Source organism: Ruegeria sp. HKCCD7255, from assembly GCF_013031565.1.
GTDB lineage: Bacteria > Pseudomonadota > Alphaproteobacteria > Rhodobacterales > Rhodobacteraceae > Ruegeria.
This window is the reverse complement of the sequence record NZ_WQAG01000014.1, coordinates 81527-97919: the sequence shown is the minus strand read 5'-3', so window position 1 is coordinate 97919 and position 16393 is coordinate 81527. Positions and strand designations below refer to the sequence as shown.

Genomic DNA, 16393 nt, shown 5'->3' with positions numbered 1-16393 from the left:
TCTGCTTAGCTCCTCTCGATCGCCACTTCACCGGTCGTCACATCGACACGGCTGCGCAAATAAAGCTCAAGCGGCATCGGCTGCGCCCACATGACGGCGCGAATGTCGAACTCAACGTGCATTTCGCCGGACCGTTGTTTGGAACGAAGGTCAACGACTACGGAGCCTTTGACAATCCGCGGCTCGAACACTTCGATTGAATCGGCAATCGATTGCTGGATGCGTTGCGCCTGACGCATGGTGGAAAATGAGCCCGATGTTTCGCGAATCCCATAGTTCAGAACCGATTTGGCGGCGTGGGGATAGACATCTTCGTCGATCAGGTCGGATTGATCTGTCGTATTCAGCAGCAGGGAAAGATCACGTTGGATGATCTCGCGTAGACGGCCAACGTCGATCACCCGCGCGTCGCGGCCTTCTTTCAGCTGATCCGGGGCATTGTCGGTCAACCGGTCAAGAAGCGAAGGTTGTAGTCTTTCGACAAGCGCCTTCTCAGCCATCTCCTGCCATTTCCCCGGACTCGGTGGTCACGTTCAGGACCAATTCGCGAACGTCCAACAGAGCGACATCTGACGTATCGGTCGTCAAAAGACGTTGTCCCAATCCAACGAAGGTTTCAGCCCCGGCGTCGATCCAACTGGTCGCGCGCGCAAGGCGTGCGGCATCATCCCCTTGATCCGTTGTTCCAGCGTAACGCGTCGGGATCAGAGCCGCGACCTCGCCGCCGCTTGCGACGGTTAGTGTACACGCCGTCCAAACGGAATCCCGCAGATCGCTGGGTTCTTCGATTTCAAGCCGGGCGATCTGAGAAAACGGCAGCCAGAAATAGCGCCCGTTTACGATCACCTCCAAAACCGGCCCCAACCGCATATCGGCATCGGCGATCCATTCAAACGCTTCGCCATTCACAGTGCCCGATGTTGCAGGAGCCGCGTCAAAGGCTTTGGCCCGCAGCTCGGCGGCCTGTTCGAAATGGCCACCTGCCGTCAGTTTCTGAGCTTCGATCAGATGAGCCAGCCATTCTTCGGGCTCACCAAAAATCATTGGGGTCTTCTCACCCGCAAAAACCTTTTCACGATAGACCTCGCAGATAATGGCCTCGCGATAGGTTTTGGCCATCATCGTGGCCTCTTCTTCCATTTCCGCGCTCAGTTTCAACTGCGTTATCGCGCGTTTCCAATCGCCCATGACACAAAGCAGCTGAAACAGAAAAATCCGCAGCTTTGCATCTGCGGGGTTTGCGCGGATCTTGTCTTGCAGCGTTGAAAGCGTTGCGGTCAGATCGCCTGATTTAAGATGTTCTTCTGGCGTCATTAAACCCTCGCGCAGTCTGGAAGCAAAAAAGCAAAAGGGCCCCGGCGGCGCCTGCCGCCAGAGCCATTTTCAGATCGGACCTTAGCTGACGTCGCCAGTCTCCAGGTTCCACTTGAACTCGTTGCAGTCGCTGAGTTTGCCGGTTTTGAAATCGGCAATCTTGTATTTGACCGAGATGCCACGATACGCGACGGTCCAGGATTCCGACGGGATCGAATCTTCGCCACCCGAGACCGAGTAGCTGTCGACGATGGCGTCGCGCAGGGTGATGATCAGGTAGGGTTCCATACCCTTCTTTTCATCATCGCCTGCCCGGCATAGATGGATTGTCATCTCACCGTTTGCTTTGCCCGAGGCAACATAGGTCATGATCTTTGCCGAAGCTTTGCTCAGCTCAGTGCTCAGTTCGACCTTGCCAAAATTTGCGTTCGCATAGCCGCGCTGGGTTGTGCCCATGTCGGACATATCCAGCGTCCGCTCGACGTTCCAGCTGATCTCTTTACACGCGATCCAGTCTGTGTGTGCTTTTTCCCGGGCCTCGCCAGGGAAGTCCATTTTGATGAATACGTTTTCCATTTTGGGTTCCTCTAGTATGTGTACCCTTGGTTTACCTGAGGGCTACATGGGCGGCAGTGAATTGCTTCACATGCCGCCATTTTTTTTCGCGAAATTATCCAGCTTTTTCAGATGGAAGTTTCGAAACAAGGCGCAGCGACACTGACAAGCCTTCAAGCTGATAGTGCGGACGCAGGAAGAACTTGGATGTGTAGTATCCAGGGTTTCCTTCAACGTCTTCCACAACAACCTCGGCAGAGGCCAGCGGCTTGCGCGCTTTTTCCGCTTCGGCCGAAATATCGGCGTTGAAATCCACGTACTGGTTGATCCAATCCTGCAGCCAGCTTTCCATATCCTGACGGCTTTTGAACGATCCGACTTTGTCGCGCACCATGCATTTCAGATAATGCGCAAAACGGCAGGTCGCGAACAGATAGGGCAAGCGCGCGGCCAGATTGGCGTTCGCGGTTGCATCTGGATCGTCGTATTCTGCGGGCTTGTGCAAAGATTGCGCACCGATGAACGTTGCCGAGTCGCTGTTCTTGCGGTGGATCAGAGGCATCATGCCATTTTTGGCCAGTTCCGCCTCGCGACGATCTGAAATCGCGATTTCGGTCGGGCATTTCATGTCGACACCGCCATCATCGGTCGGGAATGTATGCGCGGGCAGTCCTTCGACCGTACCGCCACTTTCCACTCCGCGAATGCGCGAGCACCAACCATATTCCTTAAAGGACCGGTTGATGTTCACCGCCATGCCGTAGGCCGCATTCACCCAGCTATAGCTGTCGCTGTTGGCACCGGTTGTATCTTCCTCAAACGCAAACTCTTCGACCGGTTCGGTCTTCGAACCGTAAGGCAAACGGCCCAGGAAGCGTGGCATCGCCAGACCTACATATTTGGAATCTTCGCTCTCGCGCAGCGACCGCCACGCGGCGTATTCCGGTGTCTGGAAGATCTTGGTCAGATCGCGCGGGTTGGCCAGTTCCGACCAGCTGTCCATCTGGAACAGGCTTGGCTTGGCCCCGGTGATCAGAGGAGCATGAGCTGCGGCCGCAATCTTCGACATCTCACCCAGCAGTTCGATGTCCTGCGGGCTGTGGTCGAAATGGTAATCTGCCACCAGCGAACCGTAAGGTTCACCACCAAACTGGCCGAACTCTTCTTCGTAAAGCTTCTTGAAGATCGGTGACTGATCCCACGCGGTGCCTTTGAACTTGCGCAGGGTCTTGTGCATGTCTTTCTTCGAGATGTTCATCACGCGGATTTTCAGCATCTCGTCAGTTTCGGTGTTGTTCACCAGATAATGCAGACCACGCCACGCGCTTTCCATCTGTTGGAACTCTTCGTGGTGCAGGATCAGGTTGACCTGTTCGGTCAGCTTCTTGTCGATCTCGGCAATAATGCCCTCGATTGACCGCAGCGCGTCATCAGAGATAAGGCCAGCGTTGGCCAGAGCCTGTTCGGCCAGCGTTTTAACCGCACTTTCAACAGCGGTTTTCGCCTGATCCGATTTCGGACGGAATTCCTTTTGCAGCAGCGCCTCGAATTCCGAGGATCCAAACGCTGTTGCGCCTTCGGCGGCTTCTACCTTGGCTTCTTCTTCGGCCATCTTTTAGTCCTCCTCGGCTTCGTCGCCGCCCGGTTTGGGTTGGGCTGCCAGTGTTTTCAACAAGCTCGGGTCCTGCATGATCTTTGTAATCAGGTCTTCAGCACCGGTTTTGCCGTCCATGTAGGTCATCAGGTTGGACAATTGAGTGCGGGCATCCAGCAGCTCTTTCAGTGGCGCGACCTTTGCGGCGATCGCAGCAGGGCTGAAGTCATCCATGCTTTCAAAGGTGATATCGACCGCCAGGTTGCCTTCGCCGGTCAAGGTATTGGGCACGGTGAACGCGGCACGTGGGGCCATCGATTTCATCCGGTCATCGAAATTGTCGACGTCGATCTCAAGAAACTTGCGGTCGGCCACTGCGGGCTGTTCGACCTCGGACTTACCGGCCAGGTCGCTCATAACGCCCATGACAAAAGGCAACTGAACCTTTTTCTCAGCCCCATACAGTTCGACATCGTATTCGATTTGAACCCTCGGAGCCCTGTTACGGGCTATGAATTTTTGTGAACTGTCAGCCATCTGATGCTCCTCGATTCATGTGTCTGTGTTTGTTCTAAGTCCGCTGTCCCAGGGCATCTGGGGCGGTTCAATAATCGTCATCGTCTGATTTGAGGCCACCAATCTGACGGACCTCATCCAGACCTTCCTTGGCCATATCTTCGATAATCGTCAGGAAATCCGCGTTCACAAGCCGTTTGGCGCGCTCAAGCAGAATGGGCAGTGGGCTCGACGGTTCGCAGCGTGCGTAATAGTCCATGATGCGGTCCAGCATACGCGTGACATCCTCGGGCGAGTTGATCGCCCCGCCGCCCGACGGACCAGCAGCTGCCGGAGCTGCAGAAGAAACAGGCGCGTCGTCATCGCTATCGCTTGCGTCATCAATCGCCACCTCGCCTACGTCAGCATAACGTGCCAACGCTTGTTGAATACTGTTCAACGCCTCGGTCAGCGGATCAAGATTTGGTCCTTCGCCAGGCGTTTTATCGGCAAAGATTGCATCGATAGCAGCGATATCTTCCAGCGCTGCGGCAGCAGCTTCGGCATTCGCAGCCAACACCTCGTCATCGGTGTCTTTGAAAGCCGCCGCAACACTGTTTTCGTCGGGTATCTCTTCCAGATCCGCAGGCATGTTGATCCGGCCATCAACCACGTCGAGATGGCGCAGTGTCATACGGCCAAACATGCGACTGTCTGTGATACCGGTGCGCCGCAAAGCGCGCACCATGCGGTCCGACGAGGACAACCCCTGAACCGCGTTTATGCGCATCGTGGCATCGCCATCGTCTTCATCAAGTTCGGGATGGCATGTGTCCCAGAACTCATCCAGCAGCGATTTCGCATAGCCAACTGCCGCGGCGAACGCTGGCAGACCTTTGGTGTGCAGAACGGCCTCGGCCAGATAAATGGCGGCACGCAAGTCATGGCTCTTGTCCATAACCGCCAGCGCCTTGTCTTCGACGTCGCTCCAGTCCTGCTCCTCTGCTGCGACGATCTCGTCGCCCATCTGCCGCTCTTCACCGGGCTGTGCAGCGATTTCAAGATCCGTAAACGCTGGATCGTATTCCAGATTCTCTCCGCTTGGAGGTTCTTCACCTCTGGGTTCGAGATATGAGGATAGGTCCATTTTCTGTTATCACCCTATTGCCCGTTGACCGCGTTTCGTTGTTGTTTATCGCCTACCGCAGTGCTCACGATCTTGTGTATGACCTAGTTCACATGATCATTAAACTCGCAAACTTTTCTACTATTTTCGCAGCTCGTGTTCTGAATCAGCCGCATCACCGGGCTAAAGTCAAACCTCTTAAATACGTTTTTTTTGCGGCATGGGCTCGGTGCTACACTGCTGTATTTCAATCGCGGCTTTCTGGTCACAGGCGCTTCGTGCCTGTCTTGGAAAAAACTTCTTCCCGCGTCGAACCGAATGCTGCAATGATCAAGCCTGAATGCGTTTGGGCCTTATATTCTTGATCCTGACGCGATCTGACATCGGCTTTGCAGGGTCGATCCACGACGACGAAAAAGGGAAAAACATGAAAATACGCATACTTGGCGCAATTGCGCTGATGCTCGCACCGCTGGTTGTCGCAGCTGAAGAGGGGAAGCTGTCGATCGAGTTGAACAAGTTCGAACCCGGTGAGAGCAACGGATGTCGTGCGTATTTTCTGTTTCGAAATCGGACGGAGAACAGTTTTGAAGACTTTGAAATGTCGCTGGCTATCCTGGACAATGATGGTGTGATTGACCGGCTTCTTTCCATTGACGCCTCGCCGCTGCCTGTGCAGCGCACCGTGCTGAAACTGTTTGAAATCCCCGAGGTCAATTGCGCAGACATATCCGAAGTTCTGCTGCATGATCTGCCTGCTTGCAAGTCACAGAACGCTGAACCGATGGATTGCTTCCCACTGCTGACGCTTGGCAGCAAAACGACAGCTAATCTGGCGCAATAGACAATGTTTGGCTTTGAAAACTTGGGCACAGGTGGGCCCATCATTGCGGTTCTTGGTCTGCTGTCGTTGCTGTCGCTGACCCTTATCGTGGTCAAAACCCTGCAATTGGCGCCGGTGCGGTCGGGCGAAGCATCGCGGGATGCCGCCTTTGTACAATGGGCCAACGGGGATCGACAGCCCGCTCAGGCGGCAGTGGCAGCCGGCAAATCCCCTGCAGATCGCGTTTGCGCCTATGCAATGCAGGCCCTGATGGATGGGTTTAAGGGATCAGCGCTGATGGCTGAATTGACCCGACGCGGCAATCAGGAATTTGTTGCAATGAACACCTGGATCAGAGTGCTGGAGCTGATTGCGATGATCTCACCGCTTTTGGGCCTGCTGGGAACCGTGACCGGCATGATCCAATCTTTCCAACAGTTGGAACTCGCCCAGGGCGCCGCCAACGCGTCGGTCCTTGCGGGCGGTATCTGGCAGGCCTTGCTGACCACCGCCGCAGGGCTTTTGGTCGCCATTCCCGCAGCCATCGGCGCCTCACTTCTGTCAGGGCGCGCCGAGGCCGGGGCGCAATCCATCGAAAACGCCATCGGCCAGTTGATGGTGATCGAGGAACGAGGCACGCCCTAGGATCCTTCCATGACCTCCGAGCTTACCCTTCACAGGCGCAAACCGACCCGGCCCTTAATCTCTTTGGTGCCGATGATCGATGTTTTGCTGATCCTGCTGGTGTTCTTCATGGTCACCTCGACCTATCTGAATCTAGACATGATCCCGGCGCTTGCTCAATCAGACAGCCCGGCCCCGGCGCAAGAGGTGTCGGGCGAGGCCAATGCCAGCGCCTTGTTGCTCCGCATCGGCGCTGACGGCGCGCCTTATCATCAGGGCACGCCAATGACCCTGCCCGAACTCGACACATTGCTGGCAGCGCGTCTTGGGGATGACCCGACAACTCAGGTCATCATTCTGCCCACGGGGGGTGCGGCACTGCAATCGCTGGTATCGGTGATGGACAGTGTGACACTGGCAGGCGTTGTGAACATGCGTGTCGTTCGGCTTGAGGCCAGCCCATGAGGATCACGCGCCCTGCCCCGCGCACGCAGCCCGAGACCATTATCGCGCTGATCGATGTGGTGTTCTTTCTGCTAGTGTTCTTCATGCTGATCGGTCGCATGGACGCAACTGCGCCGTTTGATGTGACCCCGCCAACGGCCACTACCGGTGCAGATATGCCCGCCGGTGGTATCACCTTGTCAGTGAGTGCTGATGGTGTGTTGGCTTTGGACGGCGTCGAACTGAGCCCGCAAGCCGTGCAGGAGGCTGTGCAAGCACAGATCATGGAGGATCCCGAAACGCGTGTGCGCATCAACGCCCATCGTGACGCGATATTGCGCGACATCCTGCCCCTGATCGCGCGGTTTGAGGCTATGGGTGCGCGCGAGGTAGTTCTGGTCGTGACACCTCCGGGGCCGATCCGGTGACGGGCGGACCGCTGATTTGGGGGGCCGGGTTTGTAGGCTCGGTCACGCTGCATGTCGCGGGGGCGCTGCTCTTGCTCTGGACCAGCGACCCCGACCCGGTGCTGGACCAGCCCGTTCCCGAAACGCGGATGCAATTGTCGGCCCACCAGGTGAAGCAAAGCCAAGCGGTAGAAGCCCAACTGCAATCCGATGCGGCCCGGGCCAAAACCGCCAGCGGGGCGCGTCTGGATCAGGGTGTCATAAGGCAATCCAGCGCTGCCGCTGCCCCATTGCCACAGCAATCGCTTGCAGCGTCACTGCCACAAACCAACGCGCAGCCCCTGCTCGCGCACACCGCCAACCGGATCGAAGCGCAGCTGGCGCCAACGCTGGGCCTGACCGAAGTTACCAGCGCCGCTGAGGTGCTTGTGAGTGCCCAAGTGTCCCCGACCCCTGTCGTCGCTACGGTTGTCAACCAGGAATTGTCCCGACCCGCAGAGCTGGAGGCACAGCCCATTGTCTCGGCCACCCCGGCGACCGAAACGGCGCAGGCGGTTTCGCCACAACCTGTTGCGCTCAGACAATCCGAGCCCGACACGACAACAGCCGTGGCCTCAGATGTCATGTCAACAACCGGAGACGGCCCGATTGACCCCGTCTCGCTGGCTGCAATCCAAAGTTTCATGCGCCCCGAGGATGCCGCACAGGCTGCGCAGGATTTGCGTGACGGGATCGATGGCCTGCTGGTCCAAGTGCCCTGCTCCCGCCTGCAGGTGCAGTTCCAACCCGAAACCAACACGCTTGAGGTGATCGGCCATATTCCCGAAGACGGGTTGCGCGCTCCGACGCTTGCGGCGTTGCAGGCCCAGATGGGCGAGAATATCCGCGTCGCCGACAACATCCTGCTGCTGCCCCGTCCACAATGCGGCGCGCTGAGCGGAATTGCAGATGTCGGCTTGCCGCAATCCACGGACCAGATCACCAACCCTCTGCTGATCGGCGACGATGTGCACGCGCGCGAATTTCGCTATGTCCAGGGTCAGCAACTGGTTCTGGATCTGTCCGGCGCAGATTACGACGCCTATGTCTATGTGGATTATTTCGATGCCGATGGGCAGGTGATCCACCTCAGCCCCAACGCGTCAACACCGCTGGATCTGACACCGGCCAAAGCCTCGCTTCGTATCGGAGCAGATGAGCCCGGCGAACCGGGGCTATTCATCACCATCGGCCCACCTTACGGCCAGGAGATAGCGGTGGCCTTTGCGTCTTCGGTGCCGCTTTACCAGGAAGAACGGCCATTGGTTGAACCCGCTGATGACTACCTGAGATTCCTGAAAACCCGCATTTCTGCAGCCCGCTCGGAAAACCCGGATTTTAAAGGTGAATGGGTCTATTTCTTCATCACCACCGCAGCAGAATAGCCTAGACGTCAACCTATGCTGTCGTGCAAGCCGAGCGCAGCCCGTAGATCGCGAACCCGTTCGGCGTTATCTTTAGCAAGGCTGCCATCTGCATTGTGCAGATTGTTTTCAAACCCGATCCGCATCTCGCCACCCATTTGGTGGGCCTCGACCAGGCAGGCCGTTTCAGTCTGACCGAAGGCACATGCCATCCAGCGCGTTGGCCGAGTGCCGGCATCCAGAAACGGTTGCAGGTTTTCCGGGCGACTTGGCAACCCGTCCTCATAGCGCCCCAACACAAACAGAACGCGCTGCGGCTTATCGGGTATGACATGCCGGTCTTGCAGTTCCTCAAGCCACTCCCGATCTTTCGGAAAGTAGAGAATGTGTTGGATTTCAATACCCGACTCATCCGCCCAGTGATAGAACTGCCGCGCCGTGGCATCATCGGTACCGGTCATTTGTTCCCGCAATGCGACCGAGACACGCTGCGGCATCACATCTCGGACCAGTTTTCGTTGATCCGCAGCATCATATCGGTCGAGGCTTTCGGTGGTGATCTGCAACTGCAATTCCGGTACCTGCAGGGTGCATTCCTGCAAAACCTCGCGATATTGCCCGGCATCCAGCAGGTGATTGCCTGCGCTGTCGCGAACATGTGCATGAAGGGCGTCCGCCCCAGCGGCATGGCACTCCTGTGCGCAGGCGATCAGTTCGGCAACAGTTGTCGGGACAGCAGGATGATCCGCCTTGGTCTTGCGACCACCATTGGGCGCGACCATGATAAACGGCTTTTTGAACTCATTCATGGCTGCTGTCTGGTTGCTTTGCGCCGGGCTGGCAAGAGCCTTTCTTCTGCTTTTCCTTTGTCGCTTGTTGCGTTGAAATCAACGGGCGACTTCAAACGCCTTGCGACATCAGCAAAAGATGGTCGGTGACAGCGACAAAAAACAAGACACTGCCGGTCAGCACAAACACATGCCAGATTGTGTTGTGAAAGGGCAGCCATTCCATCAGGTAAAAAACCACGCCGACCGTATAGACTAGGCCACCTGCGATCATAAGCGTCAGGACAAAGGGCGATAGCTCGGCCAGCATGGAATGCCCGGCAAGCACAGCCGCCCAGCCCATGATCAAATAAAGCGCAAGGCCGAACCAGCGGAACCTGTCAGGGTCCATCATTTTCAAAACCGATCCAAGCGTGGCCGATGACCACAACCCCACCAAAAGCCCGGTGGTGGGGGCGCCTGAAAGCACAAGAAAGGGCGTATATGTCCCTGCAATTTTTACATAGATGCCCGAATGGTCTAGACGGCGAAACAGGTCGGTCATGCGATGAGTGTCGAACATGTTGTAAACCGCCGAGAACGACAGCATCAGCACCAGGGTGCAGCCATAGATTGATGCGGCCAGAACGGCTTCGGTCTTGGGGTGGCTGTAGGCTGTGACCCATATGAGGATCGGCACCGCGATGACGGCTGAGGACACCCCAAGTACATGAACACATCCGTCACTGATACGCTCTGCCCGGCTATAGGCTGGTCGGATATGCGCAAAAGACATCATGGATCAAAGGTAAGCGCGCAGAACCCGCGCAACAAGTTAACAAAACCGCGAGTGTGAGCGCCACGCCTATTCCGGCGCGTCATCCGGTTTGGGATCCTTGTACCGGTTCAGATCAAAAATCCCCGCCTGTAATGGGTCGCTTGCGGCAAAAGCCTGATGCAACTGGTCGCTTGATGGCCAGAAGTTCGGGCTGGTCCGGCGCACACCAAAATTGTTGACCAAAGTCAGATAGTCCTCCTGCGTTGCGATGGATTTCACCTCTTCTGTAAACACATCAAGCTGTGATTGTGGCACCCGAAAGAAGAAATTGGGATAGCTGCCGAAGAGCCCGGGGAGGATTGTCAGAACATCCTCGTCAGGCTGGCGCCGTGACGGCTCGTGAAACAGAAACGCGATATTGGAATGCGCTTTGTCATGGGCGATGGTGAAGATCTGATCCTCTTTGTCCGGGGTCTCGATGATCAAGACCGAGAGATCTGGAAAGAACTTGGCCCAGGGTCCAGGTTCAGCAGCGATGGTGCGCAGGGCCAGATCCGTGCAGGTTTCGTCCGCGCACCGATTTATCGGGTCAGACAGAGGCCAAAGACCACCGCCTCGTGCAAGTAACGCTAGCAGAAATTCCTGTTTCGGTTGGTTTGTGGCATACGCGATCCCGTTGGGAAACGTGTCATCCACCCGCCGCTGATGCCAGTAGGTATGCAATTGGGCCAGAGGCCCGCTATACCAGCTCTTATGCATCTCTGGACGGCTCTCACGTGGCATGAAGTTCAGGAATAGATCCTCGCTCTCCATCCGCAACTCGTCCATGTAAAGCCGAGTGGCCAGTTGATGTTCGATCCGGCCAAAGACATCGTAACCGGCAACCAGGTCGTAATAGATCCGCTCGAACACGGGGTAGTCGATCACCCATGCGGTTTCCGGGATCGCGCCGTGAAATCCAGTCATGGCCGACGCGTTGTCGAAATTGCGAAACACCGTCAGTAGGGCGTTTGTGTTCGTGCTCTCGCCGTCCCAGATCGCGTCATAGCCAAATCCTTGTTGATGCGTCGGGCTGGCACGGTATCGGGCGTCGCGGAATTCAAGATAGCGGATCTGATTTTTATGGGACAGACCATGCAAATCGCCCAGCTTTCCCCGATCGACCTGCGCCACCGGCAATTCCAGGAAGGCGGCGCCGTCTTGTAGGAAACTTGGGTCGGTGACCGACAAATCCGCGTCCGGGTCCAGGAAACTGACCCAGAACCGATCCTCAATAACGTCAACCGCTGTGGCCCCATGACAGACCGGGCCGCGGATAAAGCTGCGCACAAAAAACAGGGCGTCGTCCAACAGAAACTGATAGCGCGATCTTGCAGGCAGGCTGGCAAAGGTTGTGAACGGATCACCGCCTTCGGCATCTCCGTAAGACGGCAATGACGTGATCGACCAGTCGTTGTCCAAAAACAGCGCTTGATACCGCGCCATGCGGTCAGCCCCCAGCGTGTAGACCAGATGCTCTTTGTGGACGATGGTTTCGTCGATCACTCGCAGCCGGTAGTAAAACGGCCCGTCTCCGGGGCTGTCGAACGGGCGGCGGGTTGCGATGACGTCGATCTCTTGGCCGTGCGGTGTTCTGGATCGGACCAGTTGGAAAAACCGTCTGGGGTCATCCCCGACAAAGTGCAGATGGGCCAGGAACAGGTGTTCGTAGAGATAGCGGCTCATCAACTGGGTCCGCATATCTGAGGCGTTCAAAAAGGCCTCCCATTCGGCAAGCTGACGTTGGATGTCTTCCGGCACCTCGGTTTTTACTGTAGGTACAACCGCTCCTGCGCGCGCCCAGGCCGCCAAGGTTGCATATTCGTCATCGCCCAAAGCTGCGGCAGCATAGGGCATTCCGGCCAATGGGTTGTTTTTGGCAAACGCGTCGAACTGATCGGGCGTGGGGCAAACCAGAGTTCGATCAACCGCAAGCTCCAATGCCTGCGGGACCGGCGCATTCGTGGCCAAGGGGGTCTGCCTCCCCAACTCAAGATAGCGTTCGATCAGATTGGCCGAGGCTTCTGCCTGCTGCGGATCACGGGTGACAGAAAAGAATCCAAGATCCCGCCAACCTGCCACGGTTGTAGCATCAATCCCCAGCCGCGTGGGCTGCGCATCGCTCAGACGTTCGGTGTGATAGACCGGCTGCTGGCTCGCGCCGCGCAGAATACCTTGTGGGGATGTCAGTTTAAGCTGACAGGGTGCGTCATAGCAGCTGTGGCAGACAACACAGCGCTTATCCAGAATCTCTTTCACATCCTTCCAAGCAGGTTCAGACAGCGTATCTTGGCTATGTGCCATGATTGGAAAGCAAAGCGCAAAGACCAGCCAAAGCACCCCTGCGTTCCATTTCTGACCCGTGTGTTGTCGATCATGCGGCATGTCCGGCCCCCTGTTCGGCAGATGTCTGCAAGACGCATGACACCCCGATCCGAGATCGGATACAAGCCGGGACCGGATTAAGTTTGCCGGAATGAGTCCCTGAATGAGCAAGACTAATCCGAACCGTCCTGAATTTCGGCCAAAAGCCAGGATTTCAAGCTTTGGGCGCCTTCTGACAAATGCTCATCCGCGCGCCCGACCAGGTAGAAGTTGTCTGGCGCCGGGATCGCGTGCTCATCCAGAGCCACGAGCTTTCCGCTGTTCAGCATAGGGTGCACCAGGCGTCTCCAACCCAAGGCCAGACCCGCCCCTTTGCGCGCCAGTTGCAAGGCCAGCGCATAGCTGTTCACCCGCGATTGCACGGGAACCTGCCCGGTATATCCAAGTGCCTGAAACCAGGCGGGCCATGTGGTCCAGCTGCTGTCATGAGTGTCGAGATGGATCAGAGGCTGCTGCGCAATGTCAGCAAGCGTGGCCCCTTTCAGCTGAGTGGCCAGTGTGGGGCTGCAGACAGGGGTCAGCACATCCCGATAGAGTTGCGTATGCGGCAGAGAAGATCCGGGCGCGTGGCCATACCGTATGAAAAAATCCACATCAGATCGATCGTTAAAGGCCGTATCCTGTGCCAGCTGGTTCACCTTCACATGCGGGTAATCCTGCCAGAAGCGGATCACCGAGGGGGACAACCAAAGGGCCGCCACCGCAGTGGTTACGCCCACGGTGACATGGTTTTCCGAATCCCCGCTGCGAATTTGTTCAAGCACTTTGGACACTGTCTGAAAAGAGGTGCTGAGCGCCTCGTACAGTGCGGTGCCCCCGTCGGTCAGAACAACGCCGCGGTGACGGCGGATAAACAACGCAGCCGACAGCTCGGTCTCCAGGGCCTTGATCTGGTGGCTAACGGCCCCCGGGGTGACAGACAGCTCGACGGCTGCGTCCTTGAAGCTCAGATGGCGTGCGGCGGCCTCGAACGCCGAGAGCGATGCAAGCGGTGGCAGGTTATAGTGACGTCGAGACATTGGCTGCGAGCATATCCAGTTGGCTTGAGCGACATTCACCCCAGCTTGGCAACAAATCTGTCAGAAATCCACTTGTTTCACCGCCCCATGCGCTCACCAAACGGCAACCGGATCGCCCAGTACGGATTTGTCGACTTCGATGCCCAACCCCGGAGCATCCGGTACCATCACGCCACCATCCTGGACTGGAGCATCAAACCTCGCGGTCGACAGTGTTACCATGTCGCGACAATCCAGAATGCAGCGCAGGAAACGCTGCGGTACGGTGGACCCCAGATGAGCAATGGCAGCAAAGGCGATGGTTGACCCCACCGTGTCCTGCACGCTGAGTGTCAGACCAGCGGCGCAACAGATATCGCGATGACGCCGCCCATGGGTCAGGCCGCCCGCTTTTGAGATTTTCAGGCCAATCCCGTCAGCCACATCCTGCGCAATGATCTGAATGATGTCCTGATCCTGCTGCGCCAATTCGTCGATGATGATCGGCACATTGCACCTTTGTCGCAAAGACAGTGTCTCGCGCCAGGAGGCACAAGGCGCTTCCAGTACAAAATCGAGTCCTTGGGGCAGCAAACGCAACATCCGAAGCGCGGTTTCCGGCAACAAGCCACCGTTTGCATCAACGATGAAATACTCACCCGGCAGGCGGTCCGCCAGAGCCGCGGCGATCCGTTCGGCATCCAGCGCCGGGCCACCCTCGCTGTCCAGCGCGCCGATTTTGATCGAATGCCCTTGATACCCCATGCTGCGATGTTCGGCGACGCGGTGGCGCATGTCTTCGGGCGTGCCAGCATAGATCGACGAGATGATGGGCATACGGTTCCCCGTAGACCCGCCCAGCAAAGCACAGACGGGCATGTTCACCGCCTTGCCAAAGATGTCCCAGCACGCCACGTCCAGCGCGGTTTTGGCGTGGTTGTGGGCCACAAGCGCTGTATCCATTGCATCATTGATCCGATCCACATGGCGCGGATCGCGACCGATCAAATGTGGCGCGATCTCGGCGATGCCAGCACGCACGCCACGCGCATGAGCGGCGATATAGCTTGCTCCAAAGGGCGTGCTTTCACCCCAGCCTTCGATCCCGCACTCTGTTTCGATCCGCACGATCCCAGCGTCAAAACTGCAATATGTGCGGCCACCGGACAGCTGATAAACACCACCCGAATAGGGCAGTTCAACCTGATACAGTTCGATGCGCTTGATTTTCACTCAGGCACCTCGGGCGGAAGCAGAACAAGCTTGCCGATATGCCGTTTTGCCAGAAAATCCTGTTGAGCGCGGGCAATCTCTTTCAACGGATAGGTGGCCGACAAGGCCGGACGGATCTCACCCCGTTCGATATATGAGACGAGGTTCGGAAACACCTCATCAGCCTGGTAGGTGGATCCAAAAAGTGAGAGGTCTTTGAGGTAGAGCGTGCGCACATCCAGCTCTGCCATTGGCCCTGCGATGGCCCCTGCGGTTGCGTAACGGCCTCCTCGGCGCAATACCTCAAGCATGCTGGGCCATTGCGGCCCCGCAACCAGATCGATCACCACATCTACCGACATTTTCCCCAAACTGGTCACTAAATCGGCATTGCGATCAATAACCTCGTCGGCACCCAGATCCAGAACTTCATCAGCTTTCGATCTTGAAGACACGGCTATGACATATGCGCCCCGACGTTTGCACAATTGCACAGCCGCTGAACCCACGCCGCCTGACGCGCCGGTGATCAGCACCCGCTCGGCCCCGACCGAGGCGCGCTGCAGCATATTTTCCGCCGTTGAATAGGCGCAGGGCATCGAGGCGAGTTCGGCATTGGTCCAACCGCAATGAACAGGATGGGCAAATTCGGATTTGGCCAAGGTGAATTGCGCAAAGGCACCATCGCATTCCGAACCAAAAGTGATGCAGCTGAAGGGCGGGTGTTCGCGCAAGGGTTGGATCGATTGCACCAGCACTCGTTGCCCGATCCGCGACGGGTCAACGCCATCCCCGACGGCCTTGATATATCCGCAGGCATCTGCGCCCTGAATGCGCGGAAAGCTCAGCGGAGTGCCTGACCAGCTGGCGTCGGTGTTATCAACACTCTCGAACCCCTGAGCGCCACCGGTTTCAGTGTCTTCGGTCACCGCTTTGGAATACCAGCCGATCCGGGTGTTGATATCGGTGTTGTTGATGCCTGCCGCCGCAACGCGGATCAGAACTTCGCCCGGACCCGGTGAAGGTACCGGTATATCGGTGCGGTATTCAAGCTTGTCCAATCCGCCATGACCCGTCAGCACGACCCCTGCCATCGTTCTGATCATGATACCGCCCCCTTCGGTTAACAATCCCAACTCGTCCTATACGATCATACCCTAAACCATCGGCTCAAACGCCCCTTTGCGTCAAATGCCCAAACGCTCGGCACGTCCCCGCTCGTACAGTTTACGGTTCAACTCCTCTGCTTCAGGTGCGCCATGTTCCAGCGCGTAGACAAACGCGTGTGTAAGATAAAAACAGGCGGCATCGTAGTCTTGTCGCACCTCTGCAACCTCAGCCGCTTGTTGATACAGCTGAATCAGCGCCGGCACGTCCTGCTTGGCGTGGGCCAGCAACAGCTGCTGATCCAGTTTGTTCAGGTCCACTG

The 16393-nt window shown here is 57.1% G+C and carries 18 protein-coding genes; 5 read left to right on the top strand and 13 right to left on the bottom strand.

Going from position 1 to position 16393, the window contains the following annotated elements:
* Positions 1 to 5: 5 nt before the first annotated feature.
* The 6 genes from tssE to tssA all read right to left on the bottom strand — a co-directional run bounded on the left by tssE (position 6) and on the right by tssA (position 5105).
* Positions 6 to 500 (bottom strand): type VI secretion system baseplate subunit TssE, encoded by a 495-nt coding sequence (gene tssE, locus GOX45_RS19870; RefSeq protein WP_171103351.1) that lies wholly within the window; start codon positions 498 to 500, stop codon positions 6 to 8.
* A complete protein-coding gene (locus GOX45_RS19865) occupies positions 493 to 1314 on the bottom strand; it encodes a type VI secretion system accessory protein TagJ (protein WP_171103349.1) in 822 nt (273 codons plus the stop codon). The genes tssE and GOX45_RS19865 overlap by 8 nt, the downstream gene beginning before the upstream one ends.
* Positions 1315 to 1395: 81 nt before the next feature.
* Positions 1396 to 1890 (bottom strand): type VI secretion system tube protein Hcp, encoded by a 495-nt coding sequence (locus tag GOX45_RS19860; RefSeq protein ID WP_171103347.1) that lies wholly within the window; start codon positions 1888 to 1890, stop codon positions 1396 to 1398.
* 94 nt (positions 1891 to 1984) lie between these two features.
* A complete protein-coding gene (gene tssC, locus GOX45_RS19855; RefSeq protein WP_171103344.1) occupies positions 1985 to 3481 on the bottom strand; it encodes a type VI secretion system contractile sheath large subunit in 1497 nt (498 codons plus the stop codon).
* Positions 3482 to 3484: 3 nt separating this feature from the next.
* Positions 3485 to 4000 carry a type VI secretion system contractile sheath small subunit gene (tssB, locus tag GOX45_RS19850; RefSeq protein WP_171103342.1) on the bottom strand — a complete coding sequence of 172 codons (516 nt, stop codon included), beginning with the start codon at positions 3998 to 4000 and terminating at the stop codon, positions 3485 to 3487.
* A 67-nt stretch (positions 4001 to 4067) separates the two neighbouring features.
* Positions 4068 to 5105, bottom strand: coding sequence for a type VI secretion system protein TssA (gene tssA / locus GOX45_RS19845; RefSeq protein WP_171103335.1), 1038 nt, complete (start codon positions 5103 to 5105; stop codon positions 4068 to 4070).
* 319 nt (positions 5106 to 5424) lie between these two features.
* On the opposite strand from tssA, the gene GOX45_RS19840 reads away from it, so the two are divergent.
* From GOX45_RS19840 to GOX45_RS22360, 5 genes are read left to right on the top strand one after another with little or no spacing between them, the layout of a single operon-like run.
* Positions 5425 to 5928, top strand: a complete 504-nt coding sequence (locus GOX45_RS19840; protein WP_371808999.1) for a hypothetical protein — start codon at positions 5425 to 5427, stop codon at positions 5926 to 5928.
* 3 nt (positions 5929 to 5931) lie between these two features.
* The gene (locus tag GOX45_RS19835) at positions 5932 to 6552 is read left to right on the top strand and encodes a MotA/TolQ/ExbB proton channel family protein (RefSeq protein WP_171103331.1); all 621 of its coding nucleotides are present in this window, start codon (positions 5932 to 5934) and stop codon (positions 6550 to 6552) included.
* Between the two features lie 9 nt (positions 6553 to 6561).
* Positions 6562 to 6996, top strand: coding sequence for a biopolymer transporter ExbD (locus tag GOX45_RS19830; RefSeq protein WP_171103328.1), 435 nt, complete (start codon positions 6562 to 6564; stop codon positions 6994 to 6996).
* Positions 6993 to 7403, top strand: a complete 411-nt coding sequence (locus GOX45_RS19825) for a biopolymer transporter ExbD (protein WP_171103326.1) — start codon at positions 6993 to 6995, stop codon at positions 7401 to 7403. Before GOX45_RS19830 ends, GOX45_RS19825 begins: the two co-directional genes overlap by 4 nt.
* Positions 7400 to 8806 (top strand): DUF4384 domain-containing protein, encoded by a 1407-nt coding sequence (locus GOX45_RS22360; RefSeq protein WP_171103324.1) that lies wholly within the window; start codon positions 7400 to 7402, stop codon positions 8804 to 8806. The genes GOX45_RS19825 and GOX45_RS22360 overlap by 4 nt, the downstream gene beginning before the upstream one ends.
* 8 nt (positions 8807 to 8814) lie before the next feature.
* On the opposite strand, the gene GOX45_RS19815 is transcribed toward GOX45_RS22360, so the two are convergent.
* The 7 genes from GOX45_RS19815 to GOX45_RS19785 form a co-directional block, all read right to left on the bottom strand.
* Positions 8815 to 9594, bottom strand: coding sequence for a 3-keto-5-aminohexanoate cleavage protein (locus tag GOX45_RS19815; RefSeq protein WP_254446104.1), 780 nt, complete (start codon positions 9592 to 9594; stop codon positions 8815 to 8817).
* A gap of 91 nt (positions 9595 to 9685) precedes the next feature.
* Positions 9686 to 10348, bottom strand: a complete 663-nt coding sequence (locus tag GOX45_RS19810) for a hemolysin III family protein (RefSeq protein ID WP_371731840.1) — start codon at positions 10346 to 10348, stop codon at positions 9686 to 9688.
* 69 nt (positions 10349 to 10417) lie between these two features.
* Positions 10418 to 12754 (bottom strand): fatty acid cis/trans isomerase, encoded by a 2337-nt coding sequence (locus GOX45_RS19805; protein ID WP_254446102.1) that lies wholly within the window; start codon positions 12752 to 12754, stop codon positions 10418 to 10420.
* A 113-nt stretch (positions 12755 to 12867) separates the two neighbouring features.
* Positions 12868 to 13773, bottom strand: a complete 906-nt coding sequence (locus tag GOX45_RS19800) for a LysR substrate-binding domain-containing protein (protein WP_171103316.1) — start codon at positions 13771 to 13773, stop codon at positions 12868 to 12870.
* A gap of 93 nt (positions 13774 to 13866) precedes the next feature.
* Positions 13867 to 14985, bottom strand: a complete 1119-nt coding sequence (locus tag GOX45_RS19795; RefSeq protein WP_171103313.1) for a mandelate racemase/muconate lactonizing enzyme family protein — start codon at positions 14983 to 14985, stop codon at positions 13867 to 13869.
* Positions 14982 to 16070: an alcohol dehydrogenase family protein gene (locus GOX45_RS19790; protein WP_254446101.1), complete on the bottom strand. Its 1089-nt coding sequence runs from the start codon at positions 16068 to 16070 to the stop codon at positions 14982 to 14984. The genes GOX45_RS19795 and GOX45_RS19790 overlap by 4 nt, the downstream gene beginning before the upstream one ends.
* A gap of 81 nt (positions 16071 to 16151) precedes the next feature.
* Positions 16152 to 16391 carry a hypothetical protein gene (locus GOX45_RS19785; protein WP_171103312.1) on the bottom strand — a complete coding sequence of 80 codons (240 nt, stop codon included), beginning with the start codon at positions 16389 to 16391 and terminating at the stop codon, positions 16152 to 16154.
* Positions 16392 to 16393 lie beyond the last annotated feature (2 nt).

Bases quoted from the DNA above. Each gene is read 5' to 3' on its own strand.
- tssE (WP_171103351.1), bottom strand. From the start codon at position 500: ATGGCTGAGAAGGCGCTTGTCGAAAGACTACAACCTTCGCTTCTTGAC.
- GOX45_RS19865 (WP_171103349.1), bottom strand. From the start codon at position 1,314: ATGACGCCAGAAGAACATCTTAAATCAGGCGATCTGACCGCAACGCTT.
- GOX45_RS19860 (WP_171103347.1), bottom strand. From the start codon at position 1,890: ATGGAAAACGTATTCATCAAAATGGACTTCCCTGGCGAGGCCCGGGAA.
- tssC (WP_171103344.1), bottom strand. From the start codon at position 3,481: ATGGCCGAAGAAGAAGCCAAGGTAGAAGCCGCCGAAGGCGCAACAGCG.
- tssB (WP_171103342.1), bottom strand. From the start codon at position 4,000: ATGGCTGACAGTTCACAAAAATTCATAGCCCGTAACAGGGCTCCGAGG.
- tssA (WP_171103335.1), bottom strand. From the start codon at position 5,105: ATGGACCTATCCTCATATCTCGAACCCAGAGGTGAAGAACCTCCAAGC.
- GOX45_RS19840 (WP_371808999.1), top strand. From the start codon at position 5,425: ATGCGTTTGGGCCTTATATTCTTGATCCTGACGCGATCTGACATCGGC.
- GOX45_RS19835 (WP_171103331.1), top strand. From the start codon at position 5,932: ATGTTTGGCTTTGAAAACTTGGGCACAGGTGGGCCCATCATTGCGGTT.
- GOX45_RS19830 (WP_171103328.1), top strand. From the start codon at position 6,562: ATGACCTCCGAGCTTACCCTTCACAGGCGCAAACCGACCCGGCCCTTA.
- GOX45_RS19825 (WP_171103326.1), top strand. From the start codon at position 6,993: ATGAGGATCACGCGCCCTGCCCCGCGCACGCAGCCCGAGACCATTATC.
- GOX45_RS19815 (WP_254446104.1), bottom strand. From the start codon at position 9,594: ATGAATGAGTTCAAAAAGCCGTTTATCATGGTCGCGCCCAATGGTGGT.
- GOX45_RS19810 (WP_371731840.1), bottom strand. From the start codon at position 10,348: ATGTCTTTTGCGCATATCCGACCAGCCTATAGCCGGGCAGAGCGTATC.
- GOX45_RS19805 (WP_254446102.1), bottom strand. From the start codon at position 12,754: ATGCCGCATGATCGACAACACACGGGTCAGAAATGGAACGCAGGGGTG.
- GOX45_RS19800 (WP_171103316.1), bottom strand. From the start codon at position 13,773: ATGTCTCGACGTCACTATAACCTGCCACCGCTTGCATCGCTCTCGGCG.
- GOX45_RS19790 (WP_254446101.1), bottom strand. From the start codon at position 16,070: ATGATCAGAACGATGGCAGGGGTCGTGCTGACGGGTCATGGCGGATTG.